This window comes from Paenarthrobacter sp. E2MeOHC11, assembly GCF_058744955.1.
In genome coordinates this window covers 1488271-1513721 of sequence record NZ_CP196673.1, presented here as the reverse complement: position 1 = coordinate 1513721, position 25451 = coordinate 1488271, and the positions used below count along the sequence as shown (strand labels likewise).

The following is a 25451-nucleotide window of genomic DNA, read 5'->3' as shown; positions in this document are numbered from 1 at the left end:
GACCGAGAGGGTCATTCAGCTACGTCCGTGAAGTACTGTGCGACGTCGTAATTGCCGATCAGTCGTGCAAACCCAACGGGGGTCTTTCCACTTCCGTTGACGCTGTGTGGATCAGCTCCGTGCGAACGCAGGAGTTTGATCAGTTCGCCACGGCCGTTTGAATTACCAACAGCAGTAAAGAGCGCAGTGTTGCCCCAGCCGTTTTGCAGGTCAACGGTGGCGCCGGCATAAAGCAAAGCAGCAGCTGCGGCGACGGCATATTCCTGTGCAGCAAAATGTAGTGGCGTGAAACCAGCCTTGTCCTGGGCATCGGGCGAAGCGCCGTCAGCCAGCAGCGCCTCCACGGTGGCAACATCATTTTCCAGGGCCGCGTAGTGGAGCGCTGTGCGGTTCATTCTGTCCATACGTGCAGTCTGCCATCCGGGAACCAGCGGCGGAGAGCGACGCCCTTCGAAATAGCTGTCCGGTGAAGGATCCTTTACCGGGCGCGGACGCGAGTCATGCAGATCCGGCTTCAAGGATTTCCCGAGCACGGTAGTGAACAAATCCTTTTCGATCCAGGTCACCGGACTGAAAACTTCTACGGACGTCGGCCAACGACAGCCGTTCCTTAGAATACTCAATCATCCCGCTCACAAGCCGCTGAACTTCCGCCTCACGCGCCTCATTATCCAAATCGAAGTCCAGACTGAACGCCTGACGAACTTCGTATACGCCTGCTACCGGGGAGAACCCTTCCAATGAAAACACCAGCAGGCAATCGTTCGCTTTCTTCGCCCGCTGATCTTCTACGAGCGTGAACAATTCGACGCCACACATCAACGAGAATCTCGTCCCATGCCTGGACTCCAAGGTGTAGATCCATGCCATCTCGGAGCCTTCGATGATCCAGCTCGCCCCATGCTTTGCTGCGCCGGCCTTCGCCATGGCGGCCCTAACGAGCTTCCGAAACTCTGCCAATGTCATTTAGTTTGCCCTCTCAACCACCGCACAAACGGGTGTGTGCCGAGTGTTCCTGCCGAAACAGCATAAAAGAATCTTCGCCTGTGAACGCACGCCACCAGTCCCTAAGCCGATCCTTCCCGGGCGCTTGCCATTAACGTCGTGAGTATAGGACTTTTCCCGTCGAGGCGTCCCGGACCTTGGTGATGCGGTCGGTAAAGAAGAAATCGATCGGGTGGCCAGCCACGAACGGGCTCGCATTAGTTGTCACATGCGCGTATTCATCGCCGAGGTCGTATCCCCAAGCAATGTTAAAAACTGTGAAAGTGGGCCCGTCCTGTACATCCACCAGGGTTCCGATGCCGTCACGAGCGTTCAAGAGATCGACTAAATCCGCATCTCGGGGCTCAGAGTGCGAATCTTCCATGAAAACAGACTATCGGCACCACTTCCCCGTTCCTTGGCAGGGGTGCCGTGACTCCAGCCCGAGCTGTCCAGGCGTCTTGCTCGAACAGAACACGCTCAGCTGGCGAACGAAGCACGTCCGTTGAAGGATCCCCCAACGAACGCTCTGGCGCTTTCCTCTGAGAACCTGGGCGTTAGGTCAGCCGCAGCCTGAGGGCAACGGCCACCTCATCGGCGGGACCACAAATCTCAGGCGTGGACAGCTGGAAGAGTGCATCCGCCAAGAAATCGCGATCCTCGGGCTTCAGAGCAATATCCTCTCGGCCCTGCAACTCCTCCGCCCATGCGCAAAGATCATCCGCACTAATCTTCCCGGCCCAGAACTCGTCAAGGGCATGGCCGACATCCTGAGCAAAAGCAGTGGCTAACTCCTCCTGAGAGGACCATTCAAACGTCAACAACCGAGCCGACGACTCGCCTAATGGACGACGCAACAGTATGAGGTCATAGAGCGCTTCTCGTCTTTGATCCTGCGACACCAAGGAAGTTCCTCCTTCAGTCCACCAATCGCGGAAACTCATCCCACTGACTAGAAGTCTGTCACTCTACCCAGCGTCCGGTAAGGGATCCCTGAACGGACGCCTCTGCGTCCGATGATCGTAAGGCGTACGGACACATCGTTTCGTAGCCTGGAGAGATTTTCATTCAGTGCTGCAGCTAAGTCTCTCTGTCAGTCGGGTGCCCCGACGCGTCCGCAGTGCAAGACTGTTAGGACGCAAGCTTTGACGCTGTCTCGGGGGGAGATATGACTGCACAGTGCAACATTCAGAATTTGAAGAATCCCATGCACGTCAGACTGGCTAGGGCTTTCCGAATCAGTGTCCTGACGGAATTTGAAGCACGCGTACTTGAAAAGGGGTATGTGTCTCGAGAGGACTACGAGGAAGCGTACCGCCTATGGATCCAGCGAATGACCCTTGAAGGGTTCGCAGTAGAGGACGTCAAGGACAATAACGGGTACTACATCCCAAGCTGGTCATCAGAGGCACGAGATGAACTCCAACAGCGAGGTGCTTCCACTACCGAACTCTCCCGGTATGAAGACGAAGAGCGGGCTACCGTACATAGACTTCAAGCGGGAACGTTCCTTCTGGTCAATGCCGTTTTTCACGAACAATCACACCCGAGCGGCATCCTGGACGACTGAAGCAGTTGCGGGCGTCCCGAAACAGCCGCCCGGTCAGGGATCCCCTTGCGGGCTACCCCATGCGCCAAATAGCGCTGTGAAAACACCGCCATTTACCGCTGAAAGTCACACACGTTCCGCGCGCTTCCTGGTCAAGGCCATGCACGTAAGACCCGCACGATGAAATGCACGGTGACGGGGGGATTACTGCAACCATGTTCCTTATGACTGGAATGAAGATCGGTCATGCCCGGGTATCGACGAACGACCAAGACCTCACCGCGCAGCGAAATGCCCTAGTTGCCCTAGGCGTTGAGGAAAAGCTGATCTTCGTTGACCACGGACTCACGGGAGCGAATCGGGTGCGCCCTGGGCTCCGTGAAGCGATGGCAGCCTGCCGGGCCGGCGATACCCTCGTGGTAACCAAGCTCGACCGGCTGGCGCGCTCCCTATCTGATGCCAGGACATTGCCGATGAACTGACGGCTAAGGGCGTTGTGCTGAGTCTCGGCGGCAGCACCCATGATCCGACTGATCCGGTAGGCAGGCTGCTGTTCAACGTCCTGGGAATGGTAGCCGAGTTTGAGGCGGATCTGATCCGGATGCGCACCCGCGAGGGCACGGCGGTCGCAAAAGCCAAAGGGCGGCTGAAAGGCAAACAACCAAAGTTGTCCAAGGCGCAGCGGAAGCATCTTCTGACGCTGCACGACGCCGGGGAGCACACCCAAGCTGAATTGGCGGAGCTGTTCCGAGTATCCCGGACCACGGTGTACCGCGAGCTCCAAAGGCGCACCATGTGAAGACCGACGCGGAGCCTACTACTAGGAACACGCCAAATAGCGCCGCAAAAAGACCGCCATTTATAGCCGAGCTCCACAACTAGGGGCTGACAGGCTTGCACGGGCCGCCGGCGCATCCACTCCTGCAGGAAACGAACGTTTTCGTGCATCTCTTCACCGGCTTGATCTGTATCGATCTGCATCCGCGGATACATCGGTGCACCCCTCCTCTGCCGCAACTTCCCCATCGTCACCCCTCTGTTAGAAGCGCCCGCAACAAAGCTCAAGACGTCTTGAGCAAAAACTGATGGAACCTTTCCGCGGCAAGGACCGGGGAAGACTTTATTTCTGATGTAATTCCCGCAACAATGGTGCTTGCACGCCAGGCTGGGGTTTGGTGCCGCTGGCTTTGGGGAGTGTTTTGTGGGCAAGCATCATGATTCAGACCGGGTACTTGATTTGATCCGTGCAGAAGGTTTCCGCCGCGTCTTCGTCGCAGGAAGCCTGGCCATTTTGGCCTTCTTCGCGTTTGGCTTCCAGCCACTGAACGCCATGACCACCGGTTCGGTCACTGGTTCCTTGGCACAGGGCGTCGTAGGACCAACATCATTGGGTACGTTGGTGCCACCGGAAGCTGAAACGCTGGTGATAGACCCCCTCCCGGACCCGCCGGAACAAACCGCTGGCACCCCCATGGTTTACTTCGACCGCGCAATGGTCAGGACCGTCAGCAAAGACGGATCCACAGGCCTCACGGTGGCTTCCGCAGGTCTGTCCCGCCCTCCTACCGGCGCCTTGTACGCACCCCTTGAGGTCCTCAACCCGAGTTCGCCCTACGGATACCGCTACAGCCCGCTGACGGGTCTTGCCGGCGAATTCCACTGGGGCCAGGACTACGCGGCCGCCTGCGGAACACGCGTTTACGCTGCAGACGCCGGCGTGGTCCGGGCCGTCGGCTGGCACATCTGGGGCGGTGGCAACAGGGTGGAAATCGAGCACGGCAACGGCCTGGTCACCACCTACAACCACTTGCAGGCCATCGGAGTCACGAAGGGCCAATCCGTTCGAGTAGGCGAAGTCATCGCCGAGGTTGGCACCACTGGCTGGTCCACCGGCTGCCACCTCCACTTCGAGACGATCGTGAACGGCCTGCACACCAACCCCAACGGCTGGACCTACCTGCCCACGCGGCAGATTGATCCGCTGCAGACCATTGCCATGGTCAACTACCAGCCAGGTGTCGGATCGGGCACCTCGGCAGCCCCGCAGTGGGCCGTCCCCGTAGCCGACGGCACCAACCGCGCCGTCATTGGTGGCGAGCACGAAGAACCCGTGGCCCCGCCTGTGGTGGTTCCGCCGGTCACCACGCCGCCGGCCAACTCGGGAGGCACTCCAACAACGACGCCGCCGGCTACGCAGACACCCACGACGCCGACGCCCTCGCCGTCCGTGACGGCCACGCCGACGCCTACCGCGACGCCGACCCCGACGGTCACACCCACGCCAACCCAGACGGCCACGCCGACTCCGACGCCAACACAGACTCCGACGCCGACAGGCACGGCAACGCCGACGCCTACCCCGACGCCAACCACCACGGTCCCTGCAGCGACCACGCCGGCCACGACTACGGTGGTACCAACGGTGACAACGCCTGCAGCTCCGGCACCGGCCGCCGTCGTGCCTCCTGCAGAACCGGCGCCGGCAGCTCCTGCGCCCGCAGCGCCGGCACCAGCCGTAGTGGCCCCTGCACCGGTCGTAGTTCCGGCGGCTCCAGCCCCCGCGCCGGCGGTAACCCAGGTTGTCGCCCCGGCCCCGGTGGCTCCTGTGCCGGCACCGACACCGGCTGCTGTGCTCCCGTCGTCGCTCCCGGCCGTGATTCTTCCGCCTGGATACATCCTGGTTGGACCGGATCTGGTTCAGCGACCTGACGGCGTGATTGTGCCGCTGTCCACGCTCATCATCCCGACGCCCTAAACGTCCACACGCTGAAGGAACGCGAAACGCAGGCACCCCTGCGTTTCGCGCCCCAAGCCAGCTCCCGTAAGCTCGATGGCGGCAATCCCGCCAGCCGACGTCGTCAGGAAGCGAATCCCATGACCAGCCTGTACAGCATTCCCCTCACCTTCAACGATGGCTCCGAAGCAGACTTCGGCCGGTTCGAGGGGAAAGCAGTCCTGGTGGTCAACGTCGCTTCCGAATGTGGCTACACGCGCCAGTACGCGGGCCTTGAGGAGCTCTACGGCAAATACCGCGGGCAGGGCCTGGAGATCCTCGGCGTGCCCTGCAACCAGTTCGGTGGGCAGGAGCCTGGCGCTGACCAGGAAATCGCCGAATTCTGCGAGCGGAACTTCGGTGTGACTTTCCCACTGACCAGCAAGGCGAACGTCCTGGGCAAGCAGCAGCATCCCCTGTTCGCGGAGCTGACCCAGGACGAGGACGGGCAGCCGGTCAAGGTGAAGTGGAACTTCGAGAAGTTCGTCATTAACCGCGACGGTGAGCTCGTGGCAAGGTTCCCATCCGCAGTGGAGCCTGACTCCGAAGACTTGGTAGAAGCAGTGGAAAAGGCGCTGGCATAAAGCCACCGATTCTGAAGGGAGGAAAGTAATTTTCCAACATTCCGCCGGATGTTAGCCAGTTGTTGGCTAGTTGTCTGGTTGGATTAGCCCTACTGGATTGATACGGGAGACGCCGTCTCCCACCAAACGCTAAGGCAAGCTATGGAGCTCATCGAGGCAGAGTACCCCAAACCAGGTCATGTGCTTTTGCACCTGAGCGATCTACACCTGGTGGGTGGTCCGGGCACGCTCTATGGCTCCGTAGACAGTGCAACCAGGCTCCAGGAGATCTGCGACCAGATCATAGCGTCCCGGATCAGGCCCGAGGCCATCATTTTCACCGGAGACCTCGCGGACAGGGGTGAGCTGGAAGCCTACAAGCGTCTCCGCGACATGATCGAACCGGTCTGCGACGCCCTCGGGGCCAAGGCCATCTGGGCCATGGGCAACCACGACAACCGCGCCAACTTCCGTTCCGCCTTCGTGGATGCCTCCGAGGCCAGCAAGCCCCACGACCCCGTGGACCGAAGCTACTTCGTCAACGGACTCCGCATCATCACGTTGGACACCACCGTCCCTGGCCACCATTACGGTGAACTGTCAGAATCCCAGCTGGAGTGGCTGGCCTCTGAACTGTCCACGCCGGCCCCTGACGGCACCATCCTCGCCCTGCACCACCCGCCCGTCCCGTGCGTCCAGGACCTTGCGGTGTTGGTGGAGCTGCGCGGCCAAGCCGCACTGGCCGCCGTCGTCCGTAATACGGACGTCCGCACCATCCTGGGTGGCCACCTGCATTACTCCACGACGGCGGGCTTCGCCGGCATTCCGGTCTCTGTCGCCTCGGCCACGTGTTACACCCAGGACCTGGGCGTGCGCGCGGGAGGGCAGCGGGGCCGGGACGGCGCACAGTCGTACAACATGATCCACGTCTACGAGCACACGATCGTGCATTCGGTGGTGCCGATGTCCGGTGGCGTCACCGTGGGCGAGCCCGTGGACGCAGCCGAGGTTCAGCGTCGGCTGGCTGAAGCAGGTATCCGCATACCCCACGAATCGCGGGTGGGTGCCCACACTTCGCCGGGCACGCACACTTCTTCCATCCCGCTTGTTTCTCCGGGCGGTTTTACTTCTCCCAAGGCGCCTTGACCGGGAAGTACTTCTCCAGGAAGTCCGTCACCAGGTCGGCACGTTCGTTGGCCTCAACCTCCGGGAAACTGCCGTCATTCAGGCAGAAGAAGTCCATGTGGCGCTTGGCCAGGAGCTTGGGCAGATAGTGCAGCCCGGCCCACATGGTGGAATCCACATACCGGACCTTGGCGTTGGTCTGCGTCACCGCGCGACCTGTGAGCAAGGCGTAATAGTGGTAGAAGGAGTTGGTCACCGAGATGTTGTCGGCGGCGCGGAAACGGCTGCCGGCAGTCTTGGCGAATTCGGCCGGGAATTCCTTCTCCATCCGGGCCACCACGCTACGGCGCAACGGAGCAGCCGTGTGTTCGAGGTGACGGGTGGTGATCCTGCCGAAGCGCTCCCACAGCAGCTTGCGGTTGACGCGTGCCGCGTTCTCGAAGCCGCTGCGTTCGGCGTCGTTGTCGCCCAGCCCGATCCGGGTGTCAGCTTCGATGAACTTGGTGATGCCGCCGGGGGTGAAGAACATGTCCGGGCCAACGGGTCGGCCAAAGAACATGTCGTCGTTGGAGTACAGGAAGTGCTCTGAGAGCCCCTCAATGTGGTGAAGCTGGCATTCCACGGCCTGCGAATTGTGGGTGGGCAGCACTGACTTGTCGGCGAAGAACTCCTCGCTGCGCACAATGGTCACTGACGGGTGGTCGGCCAGCCAGGCCGGTGCGGGGGAGTCGGTAGCGATGAAGATCCGGCGGATCCAGGGCGCAAACATGTGGACCGATCGCAACGCGTATTTCAGTTCATTGATTTGGCGGAAGCGGGCCTCATGGTCGTCGCCTTCACCAAGGACCGCGCCAGCCTGCTGGGCGCGCCTCCTGGCGATGTATTCGGGGTCGCTGCCATCCACCCACGAGAAAACGATGTCGATGTCGAAGTCGATGTCGCTGGCATGGTCAGCGAACATGTTCTCGATGGTGGGCCACGTCAGGCCATGCCGCTGGACAGTGCCGCGTACTGCGTCCTGGCGCAGCATGGTGCGGCGGGTCAGGGAATTCTCCACCGGGAGCTCCAGATGGTCGCCCTCGAACCGCCACAGCTCAAGCTGCACGCCCAAGGCAGGGCCGTACCAGAGCCCGCCGCCGATTTCGACGCGGGGGCGGTACAAGCGGAAGATGCGGGATTTTCGGTTGGCGGACAGCTCGCCGTCGGCCACCAGCACCGAGGTCTTCTTTTTTGCGTCCACGGTCATGGAGTAGAACGGCTCATTGTGGAACGCCGACACCAGCGCCTCCCGCACCTCCTTGCGCGACTCCCAATCGACGGCGACAACGGGCCTCTCGTCATTGCCGCGCACCAGGATGAAATCGACGCCGGCAGCGTCCAAGGCGGCCCGTACAGCCAAGAGGTCGGACACCATGGCCTGTTGCGGGGTGAGGTCACCGTTGACCAGGGCGTACCGCCCGCGGTGACGGACGACGTCGGACCTGTGCCTAAGATGCGCAACGACGGCAGGCGAGACCGCCTCGGCAATCGCGTCCTCTTCGATGGACGGGCTGCCGTGGTAAATCGGATCGACCTGTGCTTGTGTGATGGCTGTGTCTCCGGGATCGTCGGTGTGCGTGAAACTGGACTTGCTGGTTGTTAGATGGAAAGGGCCTCGCGCCAGTTGCGGAGGAAAGCGCCGCCGGCGTCGTCGTGGATGACGTCGTCCGCCAGTTGGAGGTCAGCGGCCGTCAGTATGGTGTAGGGCTTCACCGGTACGCCGTCTGCGGGCCGGACGTCCACGTGCTTTACGTCGTGATCGTTGTGGTGAAGCCAGTCTGCCATGGCATAGTCCGTGCGGGAATCACCCACGGTCCGCCAAGAGAGCGGAGTGATGCCCTGCGCCGCGAGCAGTTCGACGGCGCGGCTGGCTCCGAGGTCCTTGCCGAGGCGGACGGATTCGATGTCCGTGGAGATGATGGTGGGGTCCAGGCGGTAGTCCGCCGTGTCATCGGACTCCGGCGCGTGGTGGTCCAGGATTGCCGCGTTGAGACCATGCCGTCCCATGATGTCCAGGGCGTCGGCGTCGAAGAGTTTCTGTTCGGCCAGGTAGTCCGCGCTGGCCACGTCGAGGTGCTGCTCCACGGAAACCATGGCGCGCTTGGTCTCGTCGAAAAACATGTGCGCGGAATAGTCCTCGGCAACCAATCGGCGTATATCGTCGCCGTAGGCCTTGGGCACTGCGAGTTCGTGGTCCACGTGGATAGGACCGGGGCCTTCCGCCGTGTAGCTGAACCACACAGCGCCCTTCTCGCAGATGGCGTGGATGACGGTGTTGGCTGGCATCCCGGCGGCGATCATGGGGCCCATGACCTGCTCGCTGATGAACGCATCCGAGCGGCCCGTGTTGAAAACGACGGGGATCCCGGCCGAAGCCAGGGCAACCATGTCCGCAATAATGTCCGGCTTGACGTCACGCGTCACAGGGCTGGCGATGGGGCCATCGACGTCCAGCAGCAACGCCAAAGGAGGCGTGGCGTGGGCAGCGGTCCGGTCAGTACCGTGGAGCGGTTGAGTCATGCCCCTATTCTGTCAGTCCCCGCGGTCCCCATCACAGCTATGACGTCTGTGACGCCCTACGAAGGATCTGGACGGCACTCGTGGAAAGGACGCGCCAGTACCGACGGACATTGCTTGGTCACTGCTTCCTACCGGAATTTGCCTTCGGGATCCGGCGCGCATCGGGTGTTGCCGCCGAGTGTGGTTCCGAAGCTGCTCGTTCCAAGCTGCATGGAGAACTTGCCATCGCCAAAGCCTGTGGTCGTCTGGTCTCGGTTCGCTCCCGAGGGCTGGGTTTGTACAACTCTTAGCCCTTTGCTTTCAAAGACTTCCTTTACCGTCTTATGTATCGCTTCAGCCTGATCTTCTGAGATCGCGCCGTGCATGCTGTCGAAATTGAACCGAGTGCCCTCGGTCCCGTCCGGGAGGGGGCACGCCATACCGGGTTTATCGGGTGTAATTTTCGTCCAATCGCCCGGGGCGAGAGCTTGAATTTGTGTGAAGATGCCGAGGTATTCCGTGCGGGCTTGTTCGGGCTCCATGGTCTGCTCCGCGGTGCTGATAGGCGGGTTGGTGCTCGGCGCTGAGCCGCATCCTGCAAGGGTGAGAAGAATTACCGCCGCGGCAGTAAGGACGTGTCTGGACCTAGACACCATCAGTAGTCGATTCAACGTTTCTTGATTCCCTCTTTGGCCGCTGTAACCATTACCGTGCCCGTGGAGAGGCTATTTTGCTACCTCCGGGTCCGGGACACAGCGGCTGCTGCCATCGATTATTGTGCCGAGGTCGCCCGTGTATAGGGCGACGGATAACCCATCGGGTCCGAATGCAGTAGTGATGAGCAAATTATTCGTGGTGGTTGATTTATCGAGGGTCTGAACTTTGTACCCGCGTGATTCATAAAATGATGAGACTTTCTGCCTGAGTGTCTCGCGCTCGGCGGAGCTGAGGGGTCCCGTGGTCCGGCCGCCGGCGAACTGCTTGCCGCTTCCGGTGTCCTGGAAGTTGCAGTATCCACCTGCCGGTACGTCCTCGTTCACCCAGTCACCTGGTGACAAGGCCTGAATCTCATCGAGGAGTCCGAAGAACTCCGTTCTGGCCTCTTCCGGTGTCATATTCAACCCATTCCCACCATTGGGAAGCATGTTGCTTGCGGCGGTTTGAGAGGGTGGGAGACCTCCATCAGCACTCCTGCCCGAAGACCCAGCGGCGCATCCGGACACGAGCAGCAGCAGGACGGCACTGGTGGAAAGTACGCGTCTGTAAAGGGGGCGGTGCATGGTTGTCATCGTTTTCTAGCGAAATTTGCCTTCCGGGTCGGGAACGCAGCGGGTGTTTCCGCCAAGGTTTATTTCGTACTTTCCGGTGGTGAGCCCCATGACGAATTTGTCGGGCCCGAACACGTCGGTGTGTCTGACGAAGTTCGGGCCGCCATCGGATTCTTGCTTCACAGTGAACCCCGTGGACACGAAGACAGTTTTTACCTTGTCGTGCAGAGCGTCCATTTCTTCCCGGCTCAGCGGACTTCGACTGGTATCGATTGAGAATTGGGTACCGTCAGACCCGTCCGGGAGCCGGCAGACATCCCCTTGATATTCGGAGGGCGGCGCGACATCCCAGTCGCCGGGGGCGAGGGCCTGAATCTTGTTGAAGAGGTTGAAGTACTCTGTGCGGGCTTGTTCTGGGTCCATGGTTTGCTCCGCGGTGCTGGTAGGTGGGTTGGTTCCAGGGGTTGTTCCGCACCCTGCAAGGGTGATTAGAAGGATGGCTGCGGCGGGAAGGATGCGCCTGTTAAGGGGGCGGTGCATGGTTGTCATCGTGTCGCATTCGTGAGTTGGTCATTCAAGCCGAGGGCGATTCTGGCTTGGTTATAGCTTGACTGGGTTCTCCTGTCGAAGTACCCGTAGATGCCGTCCTTGCCGCCTGTTTGTCCGTCGTGGGTTTTCGTTGGGAGTTCTGTGGCACCATCAGGTCCCGTGATGCCGTCCGTGCCGAAGGTGACGGCGCCGAATCCGGGGCTGCGGTGCTTTTACGCTGCCAGCCGAGCCCATGCCCGACTTCAGCTACGTGGTCCCAGTCGTAGGTTCCCCGGTATACGGTGCCGCCGGGGTTCAGGTGGAGATCGTTCACGGAGGTCACGTTGTCAGGGGCCCCAACGTCCCCGACGAGAACGAGGTTATCGACAGGCAGCTCGGTTTTTGCTGCCTCCATGGCCCCGAGGGAACCCATGGAGTGCCCGACTGCTGTTGTCATGGCTGCGATGTCGAGGTTTTGGTGAACGGCGTTGACCCCTGTCGCGTAGTTGCGAAGGGCAGGACCCACGACTCTTGCTTGGTCGTTGCTGAACACACCCAGACCCTGGGCCGGCTCGACACCAATCCAGGCAACGACAGCAATCCGGTTCTTATCCAGCCCGTTGGAACCGGCGAGTTTGCGTTGATCAAGCCGCTGATCATTGGCCTGTTTGGTCTTGGATGCCATGTCCTTGCCGATGGTGGTGTCCAGCCCGGGGAGCTGGTAGGTGACGTGCTTGGCGGCGTCGAGGTCTCCCACGGAAATAGATGCACCGAACCCGGTCTCCGATCCTGTCCCGAGACTAAAGGGAGCGAAGCTGATTAGTTGCCGGATGTCGGATGGATCCTGAGGATTGGTTTTCGGCTTGCCCTGGCTGTCGTAGAGCGATTCCCAGACTTTGTTGACCATGCCTTCCTGGGAGCCTTCATCAACTTTTCCGCCGTGCTCTTCGCGGTACTTCTTCCAGTAGTCGTGCATCTGCAGCAACTTTTTGCGGTTGGCAAGGTCCCTGGCGGTCGCGGTGACACCGTTCAGGTTCCCAATAACGTCCGGAAGTGCATCGATCAGAAGGTGCTGTTCTTCACCGACGGTGATTTTCCCGGTGGCAGGCTCGACGGTGTGGCCGAGGCCAGACCACCACGTGGCTGTGGCTACGGGGTCCAGTCCTGGTTGGGTCAGGAGTTCCCGCAGCCGGGCGGTGCCACCATTACCGAGCCAAACCTTCAGTTGCGCTGCACTCATGGTTCCGATGTCGTTCAAACCCACTTGGTTTGGTGCTGCGTACTGGATGAAGAGCCCGTTGAGCATGCTGTCCGCCACGGCGCCGCTGCCGGCTGTTTCGAATGCGGTGGCGACCTGCTCTATCCAATCGGCGTCTGCTGCGTTGGCGGCGAGCAACCGCTCAAAACCAGCAACAAACGATTCAGTCTCGATGTTCACCCAGGAACAGGATGCTGTGAAGCCGCTCCAGGCGTTCCGGACTGCGACAAAGTGTGAGTTCAAGGTGTTCGTGGCAGTCCGGGACACTGAGGCGAAGCCGCGCAGCTTGCCCGGGTCAGCCGAGGTGGTTCCGGTTCCTGATCCGCCGGCGAACCGGGGCCGGTCCCGCGGCGAAAACACCGCTGAAACAGCCGGTGCAGGGACCGGTGTGCTCTCGGGCATCGGGTCCAGGATCATGGTGGCGAATGTCACGGATGCTTCGGCGATGTTCCCGGAGAGCAGGTGCTGTTTGCGGATGTTGTCGCGTTGCTGCCAGGCTTCCATGTTCTTTTGCCGGGCTTTCTCTTGCCGGGCCCTGTGCTTGGCCTCGCCGACGTCCTCGGCCAGAACCGCGAGGACACCTGCCAGCTTGCCGCGATCATCGGACCTGATGCCGCAGGCGTCCTTGAACAGGCGCCCGTAGCCGCCGTTGAAGTCCTGCACTGCCTGTTCCACGGCCCCATGCAGGAAGCCTCCCTCGGCACGCAGGAGTTCGTCGGCGAAGTTCGCGGCAGTGATCAGCGCGTCGGCTGCGCCGTCATCAAAAGCAATTCCCATGCCTGCCCCCAAACCAGAACGATAAATCCAACGATTAGCATAACTGCTGTTTGGGCAATTGGAGGTCGTGGTGTTGTACGGCTTTAGGAGGTTGTGTATGCCAGAGGATGCCAAGATGCACCGATTCCTGACGACGGAGCGGGTGGCCGAGGAACTGAATGTGTCAGTGAAGCAAAGCAGGGTGTTGCTTGAGCGGGTGATCTGCGGGAGTCCAGCTCCGGGGCCGTAGGAGCAGAAGCCGGAAGTCACCTTTTGGCTACAACCTGCCTGTGCTGCGGGTCACAAGTTCCGTTAGGGCGCCAACTTCCATAGGCTTGCAGGGTGATCTTCAAAGCTGTGGGCGAGGGACGCCCGTACCCTGACCATGGATACTCGGCGCCGCGGGACTGGGCTGCCTTGCCCCCGCGCCCTATCCGCCTCGATGAACTGGTAACCACCAAACGAACCCTGGATTTGGAGGCATTGTTGGCTGAAGACTCAACCTTCTTCGGCGACCTGTTCCCGCACGTTGTCCAGTATCAGGGCGTCATGTACCTCGAAGACGGGCTCCATAGGGCCGTGCGCACGGCGCTCCACCAGAGGACGGCGATCCACGCACGCGTCCTGGTGATCGATGGCTAGGCTGACGGGTCCGGAGGTGGACACGTCCCCAGCAAAAAAACCTAAGCGTCCCAAGGATGCGACGCAGCTTCACGGCCACCACGTGGTCACCGGACCGGAGCTGCGGGCAACGTTTGCCGAGGATGCCGCGGCCCAGAAGAGCCGTTTCCGACGCCGGTTGTTCCACGGAATCGTTCTTGTGCTGCTGGTGGGCGTGATCGCTGCCGGTGCCGTTGGCGCTTGGGCGATCATGAACGGCGTCATCAAGGTCCCCACCGCGATCGCCAGCAAAGCTCCCACCAGTCTGTGCCCCACCACCACGTTCGACTACGTCCCGAACGAAACGGTTAATCTCAATGTCTTCAACGCTACGTCCCGTGGTGGGTTGGCTGGAACCGTCGCTGAGCAGTTCACGGCCCGCGGTTTCAAGGTGGCGTCCGTGGACAACAGCGACACCGCCTACACAGGAGTCGGCGTTGTGGTTTCCGGAGTCAAGGGGCAAGCGGCCGCGTTCAATATCCAGCGCAACCTTGCCGGCACTGACTACTTCCAGGACAACCGCGAGGACGAATCCGTGGATGTCATCCTCACCTCGGGCTACGAAGGCCTGGTGGAACCGGAACTGGTGGACCAGACTCCGGGGAAGCTGCTCTGCCCGCGTGAAGACCTCCGGATTGCAGACAACTCCAAGTGGCCGGTCGTCCCCACGCTTCCGGCGGGGCAGTAGCCTAGCTGGCCAAGGCGTTGTGGGACGGTGAATCCAACCGGAGGGGCCTGCCCTTTTCGTCGAAGCGGGCACCCGCACCCAGCTGGATGAAGCGCACAGTTTGAGATGTGTGGGCCTCGACGTCGGTGGCCGGGGCTGGCGGGGGAGTCTCGCCGTCGGGCGTTCGGTTGCGTCGTGCGGCGCTGGCAGACAGCGTTCCGAGAATGAGCCGGGCCAGTTGGGCGACGTCGACGTCGGGGAGGTAGCCCTGGTGGACACCGTCCTGCAGGATGTCCTGCAGCAGGACGTTGAGGTCTCCCACGTGGTCCGCGAGCTTCGCGAAGGAACCGGGGGAGAGGACCGCGGCCATGGCCGGCCCGGGAGGCAAGTGGCGGCGGCTCAGATCTTCCACCTGCGCGCGGACATAGAGGGCCAGCCTATCCACCGGATTCTCGAGTGCGGCCAGCGAATCGCGGAGGTCCACGATGAAGCGTTCCGTCTCATCCAAGGCGTACGCGATGAGCAGTTGCTCCATGTCCGCGTAGTAGTTGTAGACGGCGGTGCGGCCGACGCCTGCGTGGCGCGCGACGTCCGTCATGGTGAGGCCGGGAAGGCCATGGGTGAAGAGGAGCTCTCCAAAGGCGGTCAGAATCCGACGTTGGGTCTCGGCACGTTGGGCAGCATTCGTGGCGGCCGTGATCCTTGGCATATAGACACTTTACAGTGATCTGTCACTAAGAGCTGCGGGTTTTGTCAGGTGTCGCTGTTTCCTTCGGGAGCCCGGGCCGTGGTTTTGCGGATGACCAGGTGCGGTGTCCGGACCACGCTGCCCGGCGACTTTGCCCCATCAATTCGGTCCACGGCACGGCCGACGGCGGCGGCGGCAAGGAGCGGAGCGTCCTGGCTGACAGAGGATAGCTGGACGTAACTCAGCTTGGCGAAGTTGCTGTCGTCATAGCCGACTACCGATACATCCGCGGGAATGCTGATTCCCGCGGCCTTGAAACTTTCCATAACCCCGAGGGCCGACCTGTCGTTGAAGGCAATGACAGCCGTTGGCAGGTCAGCCTGAAGGGTCTGCCCCGCTCTCATGCCGTCCTCCTCTCCGGCGCCGCCGGAAACAACCACAGGTTGCAGGCCGTGCCGGATCATTTCCGCGCGGTACGTCTCCCGGCGTTTGTCCGATGAGACGACCGTGCCGCCGTCCACGTGGACGATCCGGCGATGACCCAGGCTGGCCAGATGGTCAACGGCCAGTGCGATGCCGGCGTGATCGTCGCTGCTGACCGAATCCACGTACTCGCCCACATCGTCGCGCAGGAGGCTCACCACCGGCACCTGGTGGGCGTGCCGTGCCAGATCATCCACGCTGAGGGTGGGGGCGATGATGATCAACGCCTCGGCGCCGACATCCAGCAAAGTTTCGATGGCGCGGGCCTCGGGTCTGCCGCCGGCCACTGCGCTCAGCGTTATCTCATACCCCCTGGCAGACGCCTCCGCGTAGGCGGCGTCGACGATTTCAGCGTGAAACGGCTGTGAGCTGGAAAAGGCGAGGCCCAGGAGTTTCGTCCTGCTGCTCCGCAGCAGCCTCGCACGGGAGTCCGCCCGATAGCCGAGATCGCTGGCCGCCTGCAGGACTCTTTGCCGGGTGGATTCCGCCGCGCCGGGTGCGCCCCGCATCACGATGGAAACCAAGGCCCGCGAGACACCGGCCGCCTCGGCTACGTCCATCAGGGTGGGGCGGCGCTGCAATTCTGACATATTTCCTCCCGTTGCAACCAGTGTATAGAACGATCTAGACGGGACGTAAAACGCATGTCAGTATGGTCGGACTAGAACGATCTAGAAGACATGCGTCAGGAGCTCCCATGGTTTACCTTCAGCACCAGGTCAGTGAAGACCGGCCGGTTCGTATTGCTCTGATCGGAGCGGGATGGATTGGCGGTTTCCACGCCGAATCCGTTGCGCAGCGCATCCCCAACGCCCGGCTAGAGGCCATCGTGGATCCGGCTCTTCCCGCCGTCCAGTCACTGGCCGGCCGACTGGGTGTCCGCAAGATCAGTACTGACCCGGAGGATGTACTGAATGATCCCGAGGTGGATGCTGTCCTGATCTCCGCGCCGGCTCGCTTTCATTCCGGGCTGATCGCAGCGGCAGCACGTGCCGGTAAGCATGCCTTCTGCGAAAAGCCGGGCGGTCGCACGGTGGAAGAACTTGACGAGGCGCTGAAAGCAGCAGAGGCCGCGGGTGTGGTGGTCCAGTTCGGTTTCAACCGCCGCTACGCGGCAGATTTCGCTGCCGCCCGCCAACTCATCGATGATGGCGCTGTGGGAACTCCGCAGTTGTTGCGGTCCCTGACCCGCGACCCGGGAAGCAAGGACGGGATTGCCAATCCGGAGCGGATTGCACCGGGCACCATTTTCCTTGAGACCCTCATCCACGACTTTGATACCTTGAACTGGCTGAACCCCGGCGCTGTCCCTGTTCGAGTCCATGCCGTGGCTGACGCGCTGGTAGCTCCCGAGGCAAAAGAGGGCGGGCTGTTGGATACCGCTGTGGTCACCGTGACCTACAGCAACGGGGCCATTGCCGTGGCCGAGGCCAACTTCAATGCCCTGTACGGCTATGACGTGCGCGGAGAGGTATTTGGCACTGCGGGGATGGTGACGGCGGGAGGCCCGCAGGCCAACTCGGCTACGAGCTACACTGCTGCCGGCATCAATGCGGCCACCGTCCGCCTGAACGTGGACCTCTTTCACGATGCCTACACGGCTGAACTCGCCCACTTTGTGGATGCGGTGAAGGCTGACCGCGATGGGACCCAGGCTCCCGCGGCCCAAGGTGCTGGCGGAACCGACGCGCGGAATGCGCTGGCCGTTGCCCTGGCTGCCACCCGTTCGGCCCACGCCGGGCTGTCTGTCGATGTGGCATCGATTGCCGCACTGCGTCCGGCGGAACCCGCGCTGCTCGCTGTGGGGGACAACGCATGAGCTTCCGCCTGGCCGTATGCGCTGAAATGCTCTACGGCGAACTGCCCTTGACGGAGCGGGTGAAGAGGATCCACGGGCAAGGGTTCGAGGTGGAGCTGTGGGACACCCGCGGCCGGGATGTCGCGGCCCTGGCAGCAACAGGTGCCCGGTTCTCGTCGATGAGCGGCTATTTTGGCGGCAGCCTCACTGATCCCGGCGGTGCCGAGGACGTGCTGGCGTCCGCGGAGAAGTTGATTCCCGTGGCGCTTGAACTTGGCGTCGAGCGGATGGTGGTCCACCCTGCGGAGCTCGGGGAGGGAGGCAGGGCTGTCCGACCGGTTCACCGGTCTACCGGTGAGATGTGGCTGACCGGTCGAAGCACCCTCGAACGCCTGGGGGCGCTGGGCGAGAAGCACGGAGTGACCTTCGCGCTTGAGAACCTGAACACCATCCTGGACCACCCTGGAATCCCTTTGGCGCGGGCCAAGGACACTTTGGCGCTGGTCTCCGCAGTTAACCACCCCCATGTCAGGATGATGCTGGACCTGTATCACGCCCAAATCGGCGAGGGAAACCTGATCGAACTTGTCCGGGCCGCGTTGCCCTGGATCGGAGAAATACAGGTGGCTGACGTCCCCGGCCGTTGCGAACCCGGCACCGGGGAAGTCAACTACCGCGGCGTCGCAGATGCTCTTCAGAAGGCCGGATACGCGGGGGTCATAGGCCTCGAGGCGAAGGCCGCCGGGGGAGAGGACCTGCAATCAGGTGATGCCGCGCTGGCGGCTTTCCGTGCGGCCTTTGAAAGCTAGCCAAGAGCGGCCTGCCCGCGGGTCCGGGACGGCACCGAACGCCCTCGCGTTGGCCGTAACTGGCGCCAGGGCGCTGCATCCAGGGAGAAAAACTCGCGTAGCATCAAGGAAAACCGGTCAGTCGCTGCGCCGGTCAACACTGTAGCTAGGGGGCGTATTGCGCGCAACGGTCAAGGACGTGGCGCGCCGTGCGGGGGTTTCGCCCAAAACCGTCTCGAACGTGATGAACGGAGTCGTGCCGGTCAGTGGTCCTACCCGGCTCAGGGTTGAGCAGGCCATGGCGGAACTGGATTACGTCCCCAACCTTTCTGCGCGCGGACTGCGGAATGGTCGCTCCGGGGTTATTGCCTTGGCGTTGCCGGACCTCGCAACACCGTACTCTGCAGAGGTGGCCCATCACATTGTGGAGGTGGCCCACGAGCAGGGCTGGATTGTCCAGATTGAGGAAACGGGCTCGGACCCGCGCCGCGAGCAGGAACTGATGACCCGGGCCCGCTCCAACCTGATCGACGGATTGATCCTCAATCCCGTGGTGTTGGATGAGAGTGCGGTCAAGGTTGGAGTGGCCCTGCCTCCTGTGGTTCTTTTGGGCGAGGTGACGCAGCAGCTGGCCGATCGGGTCTTTGTGAACAGCCTGACGGCGGCCCAGGACATGACGCTGGCGCTGGCCAAGCCCGGGCGTCGGCGCATTGCGGTCCTTGGAACAACCCAGGGGCGAGGATCTGCGGCGGCCATCCAGCGTACCCAAGGGTATGAAGCCGCTTTGGACATCCTGGGTATTCCGCGGGATGAGTCGCTGCTGATTCCTTGCGAAAAGTGGACGCCCGAAACCGCCGCCAAAGCCCTGGATGCTTATCTGGAGACGCATCCTGTCCCAGAGGCTCTCTTCTGTTTCACCGACTCCATGGCGATTGGTGCCCTGAGCGTGCTCTGGAAGAGGGGCTTGCGGATCCCTGAGGAAATCGCCGTGGCGGGTTTCGATGATATTGCCGATGGCCGCTACGCCGTCCCTTCCCTGACGACCGTCTCCTTTGACAAGCGAACCATTGCCAGCGAAGCCCTGCGTCTCCTCACGGAGCGCATGGGCGACCGGGGCCAGGGCCAGCGCCTCGTTGAAATCGAGTACAGCATTGTGGAGCGGGACAGCAGCAAGGCCTGAAACGAGAGCTGGTCACCAAATTGTGTGCGCTAACAATTTTCTCTTGCCCTGTCTATTACATCGATGTAATGTGAGACCTGCGTCACCCCCGGGCCACCTATTACCGAGTGTGGGGACGCGCCGGAGCCGGATCTTGAGCAACACAGCAGTGACCTTTCAGCGGACCCATCCAAAGGAGTGACGGGTGAAGCAGTTTGAATCTTTGACCGGGAAACAGTTGTCCCGGAGACAGCTATTGACAGGTTCGGCCCTTCTTGGCGGGGGGCTCCTGGCAACAGGCCTCAGCGGTTGTGGAGGGGCCGCCCAGGCTGCGGCCGTCCAGGACGTCGGGTTCTGGCACCTCCTCTCCGGCGGTGACGGCATCAAAATGCAGGCCATGATCAACGCGGCCAACCAGGCCAATCCCGGTTTCAAGGTGCACCCCACGGTGCTTGCCTGGGGGCCGCCGTATTACACCAAATTGGCCATGGCATCGGCAGGAGGCCGCCCACCCGAGGTGGCCATCATGCACGCCAGCCGGGTGCCCGGTTATGCGCCGGGCGGACTCATCGATCCGTGGGACCTGGACCTTCTTGCCGAGAACGGCGTGACGGCATCCGACTTCGCTCCCAGAATCTGGGAGAAGAGCCAGCATGGCGGCAAGGTCTTCTCCATCGCCTTGGACTCACACCCGTTCGTGATGTTCTACAACACAGATGTTGCAGGCAAAGCGGGCGTCCTGGGCAGCAACGGGCAGCTTCAGGAGGTGAGCTCTCCGGACGAGTTCAAAGCCATGGCCTTGGAAATGCAGAAAGTGACCAAGGCCCACGGCCTGTCCTTCGGCTACCTGGGCAGTGGGTCGCAGATGTGGCGCCTGTTCTACACCCTCTACAAGCAGCATGGCGTGGACATGGAACTGACGCCGGGCCAGCCTATGAAGGTGGACCGGGACGCGGCCATTGAGTCGCTGGAATTCATGGCTTCACTGTTTGACGACACCATCGCAGCCCAGGCCGGAGACATCAGCACCGGCATCGCCGAGTTCGCCCGCGGCGGCTCGGGAATGTTGTTCAGCGGTGTCTGGGAACTTCCCACCATGAAGAAAGCCGGCATCCCCGTTGACGCCGCCACCATTCCCACGCTGTACGGGACGCCGGCCTCCTACGCCGACTCGCACTCGTTCGTCCTGCCGCGCCAACTCAACGTCAACGAGGACAAGCGCAGGGACGTCTACAAGTTCGTCACCGATGTCCTCAAAGGATCCCTGTCCTGGGCGGAGGCCGGACACATTCCCGGGTACCAGCCTGTGGTCCAGTCGCAGGCGTACCGCGAACTCACCCCGCAGATTCACTACGCCAACGCGGCGGACATCATTGCCTACGATCCCGAAGCCTGGTTCAGCGGCTCCGGCTCGGACTGGCAGACCTACTTCGCCGAGAACGTCCAGAACGTGCTCCTGGGAAGGGACAAGGCATCGGCAGGATGGGATGCCTTCGAACAACGCACCAACACCCTCCTCTCCCGTCCCAACCCGGTCTGACCGGCCCACGCACCGAGCGACAAAGGAGTCCTTTCATGAGTACCTCTACGCTGTCCCGGCCGAGGCCGGAGACCCTGCGCAAACCCGGGAGCCGATCCCGCAGCAACGTGAGCGGATGGGCGTTCGCCACCCCGTTCCTGGTGTTCTTCCTCGTTTTCCTCGTCTGGCCCATCCTCTACGGCTTCTACATGAGCCTCACGGGCAAGTCCCTGACCGGGGCCAATGACAGCCTGATCGGTTTCGCCAACTACGCCGAGGCATTGGCCGACGCAGATATGTGGCGGTCCCTGGGCAACACCCTCTACTTCACGGTGATCAGCACCGTACCCCTTGTCCTCGTGGCCCTGGTCATGGCCGCATTGCTCAACGTGGGGCTTCCTGCCCAGTGGCTGTGGCGGCTCTCCTACTTTGCACCGTACCTGCTGGCCTCCACGGTGGTTTCACTGTTCTTCACCTGGATGTACAACCCGCAGCTTGGCCTGATCAACGAGTTCCTGACGGGAATCGGTCTCCCCAGGGTTGCCTGGCTGAACGATCCGAACGTGGCCATGTGGGCCATTGTGATCGCCACACTTTGGTGGACTGTGGGCTTCAACTTCCTGCTCTACCTGGCCGCCATGCAAAACATCCCGGCCCAGCACTATGAAGCGGCATCGCTGGACGGCGCCGGAGCCTGGCGCCAGTTCTTCTCCATTACGCTGCCGCAGCTCACCCCCACCACCGTGATGATTGTGCTCCTCCAGATCCTGGCGTCACTGAAGATTTTCGATCAGGTGTACCAAATGACCGCAGGCGGGCCGGCAGGATCCACCCGCCCCGTGGTGCAGTACATCTTTGAAACCGGGTTCACCGGCTACCGGCTGGGCTACTCCGCAGCCATCTCCTACATCTTCTTCGGACTGATCGTGGTTGTTTCTGTCATGCAGTTCGTCATCACCCGCCGCAGGAGCGCATAACCATGGCAACCCCTACCCTGACCCGTCCCGCCCCCAGCACCACCACCGGTAACAGCCCCAAGATCCGCCAACCCCGCAAGAAACTGACGGTGGGCAGGATCGCGGCCATCGTGGTCGCCGCCTTTATTGCCGTACTGTGGCTGATCCCGTTCGCGTGGGCCACCGCCACCGCTTTCAAGACCGAGACGGATGCCGCAGCTCCGGACGTCACCTGGCTGCCGCCGTCGGGCTTCACTCCTGAAGCGTTCGTCAAGGTGTTCCAAGACGGCAACATCCCGCTCTGGACATGGAACTCGCTCTACACCTCGGCGGCCATCACGGCCATCACCCTGGTGATCTCGGCACTGGTGGCATATGCACTGTCGCGGATCGATTTCAGGGGGAAGAAGGTGCTGATGACCGTGATCATCGCGTCCATCATCATCCCGCCGCCCGTGCTGATCATCCCGCTGTTTTACCAAATGCTGGCGCTGAACCTGATAGATACCTCGTGGGCCATCATCCTGCCGCAGGTCATCCACCCCGCGATGGTGTTCGTGCTGAAGAAGTTCTTCGACCAAATCCCGCGCGAGCTCGAAGAAGCGGCCGTGATGGACGGCGCCAGCCGCCTGCGCATCTTCACCCAAATCATCCTGCCGTTGTCCCGGCCCATCCTGGCCGCCGTCGCGATCTTCGTTTTCATCGGCGCGTGGAACAACTTCCTGTGGCCGTTCATCGCCACCAACGACGGCAACCTGCTGACCCTCCCAGTCGGCTTGCAGACCATCAAGAGCGCCTACGGCATCCAGTACGCGCAGAACATGGCGTCCGCCCTGCTTGCAGCGCTGCCGCTGATCGTCGTCTTCCTGTTCTTCCAACGCCAGATCATCAAGGGCGTCGCGACGACGGGACTCGCCGGCACCTGACCGGCACCCGGCGCCCACCACCAGTTTCAGAACCCAACAGTTTTCAGCACAACAGTTTCAGATCACAACCAAGGAGATACATGTCCCGCGCACGCATCACCCTCGACCGCGACTTCACCATTGGCGAGGTACCCCGACGACTCTTCGGCTCCTTCGTGGAGCATATGGGCCGCTGCGTCTACACCGGCATCTATGAGCCCGGGCACCCCGAGGCTGACGAAAACGGCTTCCGCCAGGACGTCATGAAGCTGGTCAAGGAACTCGGCGCCACCGTCATCCGCTACCCCGGTGGCAACTTCGTCTCGGGCTACAACTGGGAAGACGGGATCGGCCCCGTCAGCGAGCGGCCCCGCCGCCTGGACGGTGCCTGGCACACCGTGGAGACCAACGCCTTTGGCCTGCACGAGTTTGTGGACTGGTCAAAGCAGGCCGGTACGGAAATCATGGAAGCCATCAATCTGGGCACCAGGGGAGTGGATGCTGCCCGCGAGATCGTGGAGTACGCCAACCACCCCGGCGGAACCTACCTGTCCGACCTCCGCGCCAAAAACGGCCACAAGGACCCGTTCAACATCAAGCTCTGGTGCCTCGGCAACGAGTTGGACGGGCCGTGGCAGATCGGCCACAAGACCGCCGACGAGTACGGCCGGCTGGCACAGGAAGCCGCCAAAGCCATGCGGTTCGTGGACCCCTCGCTTGAACTGGTGGCCTGCGGCAGTTCCAGCTCCAGCATGCCCACCTTTGGTTCGTGGGAGCAGACCGTCCTCACCCACACCTACGACGAAGTGGACTACGTATCCCTCCACGCCTACTACCAGGAACATGAAGGTGACGTGGGCAGCTTCCTTGCCTCCGCCGTCGATACTGACTATTTCATTGAGTCAGTGGTGGCCACCGCGGACGCCGTGCGCGCCAAGGGCAAGCACAAGAAGCACATCAACCTGTCCTTCGACGAGTGGAACGTTTGGTACCAGCGCGGCCTGGACACCGAGGACCAGCCGCACAATGTGGCCAAGGCAGGCTGGCGGGAACACCCGCGCGTTATTGAGGACAAGTACAACGTCACCGACGCCGTGGTGGTGGGTACCCTGCTCAATTCGCTGCTTCGCCATGGCGATCGCGTGAAGATCGCCAACCAGGCCCAGCTGGTCAACGTGATCGCACCGATCCTCTCGGAAGAGAACGGGCCGGCGTGGAAGCAGACCATTTTCCACCCGTTCGCACGCATGGCCGAGCTCGCCAAGGGCCAGATCCTGCGGCTCTCGGTGGACTCGGACAAGTACTCGAATGCGCGGTTTGGCGACACGGACCTGGTGGACGTGAGTGCGACGTGGAACGAGGAGACGGGCCGCGTGGCACTCTTCTTCGCGAACCGTGGGCTGGAAGAAGCCGCCGACGTCGAGGTCGCTTTGCGCGGTTTCGACGCCCGACAGGTGCTCCGCGCCGAGGTCCTTGAAATCCCCGAGGGCGGCGACCGCTTGACCGTCAACACCCAGGATCAGCCGGGCCGGGTGGGCCTGACGGCGCTGGAAGGTGTGAAGGCGACTGGCTCGGAGCTGCGCCTGACGCTGCCCGCCTTGTCGTGGGCCGTCGTCGAGCTTGACGTGGTGAAGGGCTAGCCGCCCACCCGACTGAGTAACAGCAAACGTCGCTATGAGCACTCATAGCGACGTTTGCTGTCACCTGGTTGGGTTAACGCACGACGGCGGTTGGCTGGCTAGATTGCGCAGCCGTCAGGGCCGCAGGCCTCGGCGTCGGAGGCGCCCACCGGGATCAGGGGGTTGGCTTCCTGCCAGGCCTGGTTCAGGGCTTGGCTGAAGAGGTCCGCGGGCTGGGCCCCGGAGATGCCGTACTTGCGGTCGATGACGAAGAACGGGACGCCGGTGACGCCAATGGCGCGGGCCTCATTGATGTCCTGGTTGACCTCTTCCGCGTATTTGTCCGAGGTGAACAGTTCTGCAACTTCGTTGGCGGGCAGACCGAGGGCGGCACCGAGCTCCGTGAGGTACTCCTGGTTGCCGATGTCCTTGCCGTGCTCAAAGTGGTCGCTGAGCAACTGCTCTTTGGCTTGGTCCTGGCGTCCGTGGGAAGCAGCAAGGTGGATGAGGCGGTGGGCGGTGAAGCTGTTGGCCACCACCACCTTGTCGAAGTGGTAATCCAGGCCCTCGCCCTTGGCAGTCTCGGTGACGTGGGCGAACATCTGCTTGACCTGCTCCGGTGCCATGCCCTTGCGGTTGCTCAAGTAGTCCAGCTCCGTCCCGTCGTAGTGCTCGGGAACGGAAGGGTCCAGCTGATAGCTCTTCCACTCGATATCAACGGAATCGCGGTGCGGGAACTGTGCCAGGGCGGTCTCGAAGCGGCGCTTGCCGATGTAGCACCACGGGCACGCGACGTCTGACCAGATCTCAATCTTCATGCTGTTGGCAACCCTGTAGGCCGGCCGGGCATTCCTTGCACTGCTGTTA

At 61.9% G+C, this 25451-nt stretch carries 26 protein-coding genes and 1 pseudogene; 14 read left to right on the top strand and 13 right to left on the bottom strand.

Going from position 1 to position 25451, the window contains the following annotated elements; all coding sequences use genetic code 11:
* Positions 1-11 precede the first annotated feature (11 nt).
* The 4 genes from ACSSVG_RS06905 to ACSSVG_RS06890 form a co-directional block, all read right to left on the bottom strand.
* Positions 12-404, bottom strand: a complete 393-nt coding sequence (locus ACSSVG_RS06905) for an ankyrin repeat domain-containing protein (RefSeq protein ID WP_231340504.1) — start codon at positions 402-404, stop codon at positions 12-14.
* Positions 405-498: 94 nt separating this feature from the next.
* Complete coding sequence (locus tag ACSSVG_RS06900; RefSeq protein ID WP_492418070.1) at positions 499-966, bottom strand: hypothetical protein; 468 nt, start codon at positions 964-966, stop codon at positions 499-501.
* Positions 967-1096: 130 nt separating this feature from the next.
* The gene (locus tag ACSSVG_RS06895) at positions 1097-1369 is read right to left on the bottom strand and encodes a hypothetical protein (RefSeq protein ID WP_492418069.1); all 273 of its coding nucleotides are present in this window, start codon (positions 1367-1369) and stop codon (positions 1097-1099) included.
* Positions 1370-1541: 172 nt separating this feature from the next.
* Positions 1542-1889, bottom strand: a complete 348-nt coding sequence (locus ACSSVG_RS06890) for a hypothetical protein (protein WP_492418067.1) — start codon at positions 1887-1889, stop codon at positions 1542-1544.
* Between the two features lie 428 nt (positions 1890-2317).
* Between ACSSVG_RS06890 and ACSSVG_RS06885 the strand changes: the two genes are divergently transcribed.
* The 5 genes and pseudogenes from ACSSVG_RS06885 (at position 2318) to ACSSVG_RS06865 (ending at position 7015) form a co-directional block, all read left to right on the top strand.
* Positions 2318-2554, top strand: a complete 237-nt coding sequence (locus tag ACSSVG_RS06885; protein ID WP_492418065.1) for a hypothetical protein — start codon at positions 2318-2320, stop codon at positions 2552-2554.
* A gap of 203 nt (positions 2555-2757) precedes the next feature.
* Positions 2758-3332, top strand: a pseudogene (locus ACSSVG_RS06880) (recombinase family protein).
* Positions 3333-3734: 402 nt separating this feature from the next.
* Positions 3735-5288, top strand: a complete 1554-nt coding sequence (locus tag ACSSVG_RS06875; RefSeq protein WP_492418063.1) for a M23 family metallopeptidase — start codon at positions 3735-3737, stop codon at positions 5286-5288.
* A gap of 119 nt (positions 5289-5407) precedes the next feature.
* On the top strand, positions 5408-5890 hold the full coding sequence (locus ACSSVG_RS06870; protein WP_492418061.1) for a glutathione peroxidase: 483 nt from the start codon (positions 5408-5410) through the stop codon (positions 5888-5890).
* A 141-nt stretch (positions 5891-6031) separates the two neighbouring features.
* Positions 6032-7015 carry a phosphodiesterase gene (locus ACSSVG_RS06865; RefSeq protein WP_231340516.1) on the top strand — a complete coding sequence of 328 codons (984 nt, stop codon included), beginning with the start codon at positions 6032-6034 and terminating at the stop codon, positions 7013-7015.
* On the opposite strand, the gene ACSSVG_RS06860 is transcribed toward ACSSVG_RS06865, so the two are convergent.
* The 6 genes from ACSSVG_RS06860 to ACSSVG_RS06835 form a co-directional block, all read right to left on the bottom strand.
* Entirely contained in the window at positions 6993-8408 is a 1416-nt protein-coding gene (locus ACSSVG_RS06860) for a stealth family protein (RefSeq protein ID WP_374110774.1), read from the bottom strand. The two genes, ACSSVG_RS06865 and ACSSVG_RS06860, sit on opposite strands and share 23 nt — an antisense overlap.
* A gap of 224 nt (positions 8409-8632) precedes the next feature.
* Positions 8633-9553 (bottom strand): Cof-type HAD-IIB family hydrolase, encoded by a 921-nt coding sequence (locus ACSSVG_RS06855; protein WP_492418059.1) that lies wholly within the window; start codon positions 9551-9553, stop codon positions 8633-8635.
* A 128-nt stretch (positions 9554-9681) separates the two neighbouring features.
* The gene (locus tag ACSSVG_RS06850) at positions 9682-10074 is read right to left on the bottom strand and encodes a hypothetical protein (protein ID WP_231340518.1); all 393 of its coding nucleotides are present in this window, start codon (positions 10072-10074) and stop codon (positions 9682-9684) included.
* Between the two features lie 183 nt (positions 10075-10257).
* Entirely contained in the window at positions 10258-10647 is a 390-nt protein-coding gene (locus ACSSVG_RS06845; RefSeq protein WP_492418057.1) for a hypothetical protein, read from the bottom strand.
* A 180-nt stretch (positions 10648-10827) separates the two neighbouring features.
* Positions 10828-11223 carry a hypothetical protein gene (locus ACSSVG_RS06840; protein ID WP_157731655.1) on the bottom strand — a complete coding sequence of 132 codons (396 nt, stop codon included), beginning with the start codon at positions 11221-11223 and terminating at the stop codon, positions 10828-10830.
* Between the two features lie 151 nt (positions 11224-11374).
* Positions 11375-13363: an alpha/beta hydrolase gene (locus tag ACSSVG_RS06835; protein ID WP_492418055.1), complete on the bottom strand. Its 1989-nt coding sequence runs from the start codon at positions 13361-13363 to the stop codon at positions 11375-11377.
* A gap of 321 nt (positions 13364-13684) precedes the next feature.
* Between ACSSVG_RS06835 and ACSSVG_RS06830 the strand changes: the two genes are divergently transcribed.
* Entirely contained in the window at positions 13685-13984 is a 300-nt protein-coding gene (locus ACSSVG_RS06830) for a type II toxin-antitoxin system VapB family antitoxin (protein ID WP_011773432.1), read from the top strand.
* Between the two features lie 16 nt (positions 13985-14000).
* The gene (locus ACSSVG_RS06825; protein WP_253466229.1) at positions 14001-14690 is read left to right on the top strand and encodes a LytR C-terminal domain-containing protein; all 690 of its coding nucleotides are present in this window, start codon (positions 14001-14003) and stop codon (positions 14688-14690) included.
* Between the two features lies 1 nt (position 14691).
* Here ACSSVG_RS06825 and ACSSVG_RS06820 read toward each other — a convergent pair whose 3' ends face one another.
* Together ACSSVG_RS06820 and ACSSVG_RS06815 are read right to left on the bottom strand one after the other, a co-directional pair.
* Positions 14692-15378, bottom strand: coding sequence for a TetR/AcrR family transcriptional regulator (locus ACSSVG_RS06820; RefSeq protein ID WP_231340522.1), 687 nt, complete (start codon positions 15376-15378; stop codon positions 14692-14694).
* A 44-nt stretch (positions 15379-15422) separates the two neighbouring features.
* Positions 15423-16430: a LacI family DNA-binding transcriptional regulator gene (locus tag ACSSVG_RS06815; protein ID WP_492418052.1), complete on the bottom strand. Its 1008-nt coding sequence runs from the start codon at positions 16428-16430 to the stop codon at positions 15423-15425.
* A 107-nt stretch (positions 16431-16537) separates the two neighbouring features.
* Here ACSSVG_RS06815 and ACSSVG_RS06810 point away from each other — a divergent pair, with 107 nt between their 5' ends.
* From ACSSVG_RS06810 to arfA, 7 genes are all read left to right on the top strand, one after another.
* On the top strand, positions 16538-17659 hold the full coding sequence (locus ACSSVG_RS06810; RefSeq protein WP_492418050.1) for a Gfo/Idh/MocA family oxidoreductase: 1122 nt from the start codon (positions 16538-16540) through the stop codon (positions 17657-17659).
* Positions 17656-18447 (top strand): TIM barrel protein, encoded by a 792-nt coding sequence (locus ACSSVG_RS06805; RefSeq protein ID WP_492418048.1) that lies wholly within the window; start codon positions 17656-17658, stop codon positions 18445-18447. Before ACSSVG_RS06810 ends, ACSSVG_RS06805 begins: the two co-directional genes overlap by 4 nt.
* Before the next feature lie 157 nt (positions 18448-18604).
* Positions 18605-19606 carry a LacI family DNA-binding transcriptional regulator gene (locus tag ACSSVG_RS06800; protein WP_492418046.1) on the top strand — a complete coding sequence of 334 codons (1002 nt, stop codon included), beginning with the start codon at positions 18605-18607 and terminating at the stop codon, positions 19604-19606.
* 184 nt (positions 19607-19790) lie between these two features.
* A complete protein-coding gene (locus tag ACSSVG_RS06795) occupies positions 19791-21125 on the top strand; it encodes an extracellular solute-binding protein (protein WP_492418044.1) in 1335 nt (444 codons plus the stop codon).
* Between the two features lie 35 nt (positions 21126-21160).
* Positions 21161-22081, top strand: a complete 921-nt coding sequence (locus tag ACSSVG_RS06790; protein ID WP_231340528.1) for a carbohydrate ABC transporter permease — start codon at positions 21161-21163, stop codon at positions 22079-22081.
* Positions 22082-22083: 2 nt separating this feature from the next.
* Entirely contained in the window at positions 22084-22986 is a 903-nt protein-coding gene (locus tag ACSSVG_RS06785; protein WP_253466235.1) for a carbohydrate ABC transporter permease, read from the top strand.
* Between the two features lie 80 nt (positions 22987-23066).
* Positions 23067-24605: an arabinosylfuranosidase ArfA gene (arfA, locus tag ACSSVG_RS06780; RefSeq protein ID WP_492418042.1), complete on the top strand. Its 1539-nt coding sequence runs from the start codon at positions 23067-23069 to the stop codon at positions 24603-24605.
* A 98-nt stretch (positions 24606-24703) separates the two neighbouring features.
* On the opposite strand, the gene ACSSVG_RS06775 is transcribed toward arfA, so the two are convergent.
* On the bottom strand, positions 24704-25402 hold the full coding sequence (locus ACSSVG_RS06775; protein ID WP_492418040.1) for a DsbA family oxidoreductase: 699 nt from the start codon (positions 25400-25402) through the stop codon (positions 24704-24706).
* Positions 25403-25451: the final 49 nt, after the last annotated feature.

Bases quoted from the DNA above. Each gene is read 5' to 3' on its own strand.
- ACSSVG_RS06905 (WP_231340504.1), bottom strand. From the start codon at position 404: ATGGACAGAATGAACCGCACAGCGCTCCACTACGCGGCCCTGGAAAAT.
- ACSSVG_RS06900 (WP_492418070.1), bottom strand. From the start codon at position 966: ATGACATTGGCAGAGTTTCGGAAGCTCGTTAGGGCCGCCATGGCGAAG.
- ACSSVG_RS06895 (WP_492418069.1), bottom strand. From the start codon at position 1,369: ATGGAAGATTCGCACTCTGAGCCCCGAGATGCGGATTTAGTCGATCTC.
- ACSSVG_RS06885 (WP_492418065.1), top strand. From the start codon at position 2,318: ATGACCCTTGAAGGGTTCGCAGTAGAGGACGTCAAGGACAATAACGGG.
- ACSSVG_RS06870 (WP_492418061.1), top strand. From the start codon at position 5,408: ATGACCAGCCTGTACAGCATTCCCCTCACCTTCAACGATGGCTCCGAA.
- ACSSVG_RS06865 (WP_231340516.1), top strand. From the start codon at position 6,032: ATGGAGCTCATCGAGGCAGAGTACCCCAAACCAGGTCATGTGCTTTTG.
- ACSSVG_RS06860 (WP_374110774.1), bottom strand. From the start codon at position 8,408: ATGGTGTCCGACCTCTTGGCTGTACGGGCCGCCTTGGACGCTGCCGGC.
- ACSSVG_RS06855 (WP_492418059.1), bottom strand. From the start codon at position 9,553: ATGACTCAACCGCTCCACGGTACTGACCGGACCGCTGCCCACGCCACG.
- ACSSVG_RS06850 (WP_231340518.1), bottom strand. From the start codon at position 10,074: ATGGAGCCCGAACAAGCCCGCACGGAATACCTCGGCATCTTCACACAA.
- ACSSVG_RS06845 (WP_492418057.1), bottom strand. From the start codon at position 10,647: ATGACACCGGAAGAGGCCAGAACGGAGTTCTTCGGACTCCTCGATGAG.
- ACSSVG_RS06840 (WP_157731655.1), bottom strand. From the start codon at position 11,223: ATGGACCCAGAACAAGCCCGCACAGAGTACTTCAACCTCTTCAACAAG.
- ACSSVG_RS06835 (WP_492418055.1), bottom strand. From the start codon at position 13,363: ATGGGAATTGCTTTTGATGACGGCGCAGCCGACGCGCTGATCACTGCC.
- ACSSVG_RS06820 (WP_231340522.1), bottom strand. From the start codon at position 15,378: ATGCCAAGGATCACGGCCGCCACGAATGCTGCCCAACGTGCCGAGACC.
- ACSSVG_RS06815 (WP_492418052.1), bottom strand. From the start codon at position 16,430: ATGTCAGAATTGCAGCGCCGCCCCACCCTGATGGACGTAGCCGAGGCG.
- ACSSVG_RS06810 (WP_492418050.1), top strand. From the start codon at position 16,538: ATGGTTTACCTTCAGCACCAGGTCAGTGAAGACCGGCCGGTTCGTATT.
- ACSSVG_RS06805 (WP_492418048.1), top strand. From the start codon at position 17,656: ATGAGCTTCCGCCTGGCCGTATGCGCTGAAATGCTCTACGGCGAACTG.
- ACSSVG_RS06790 (WP_231340528.1), top strand. From the start codon at position 21,161: ATGAGTACCTCTACGCTGTCCCGGCCGAGGCCGGAGACCCTGCGCAAA.
- ACSSVG_RS06785 (WP_253466235.1), top strand. From the start codon at position 22,084: ATGGCAACCCCTACCCTGACCCGTCCCGCCCCCAGCACCACCACCGGT.
- arfA (WP_492418042.1), top strand. From the start codon at position 23,067: ATGTCCCGCGCACGCATCACCCTCGACCGCGACTTCACCATTGGCGAG.
- ACSSVG_RS06775 (WP_492418040.1), bottom strand. From the start codon at position 25,402: ATGAAGATTGAGATCTGGTCAGACGTCGCGTGCCCGTGGTGCTACATC.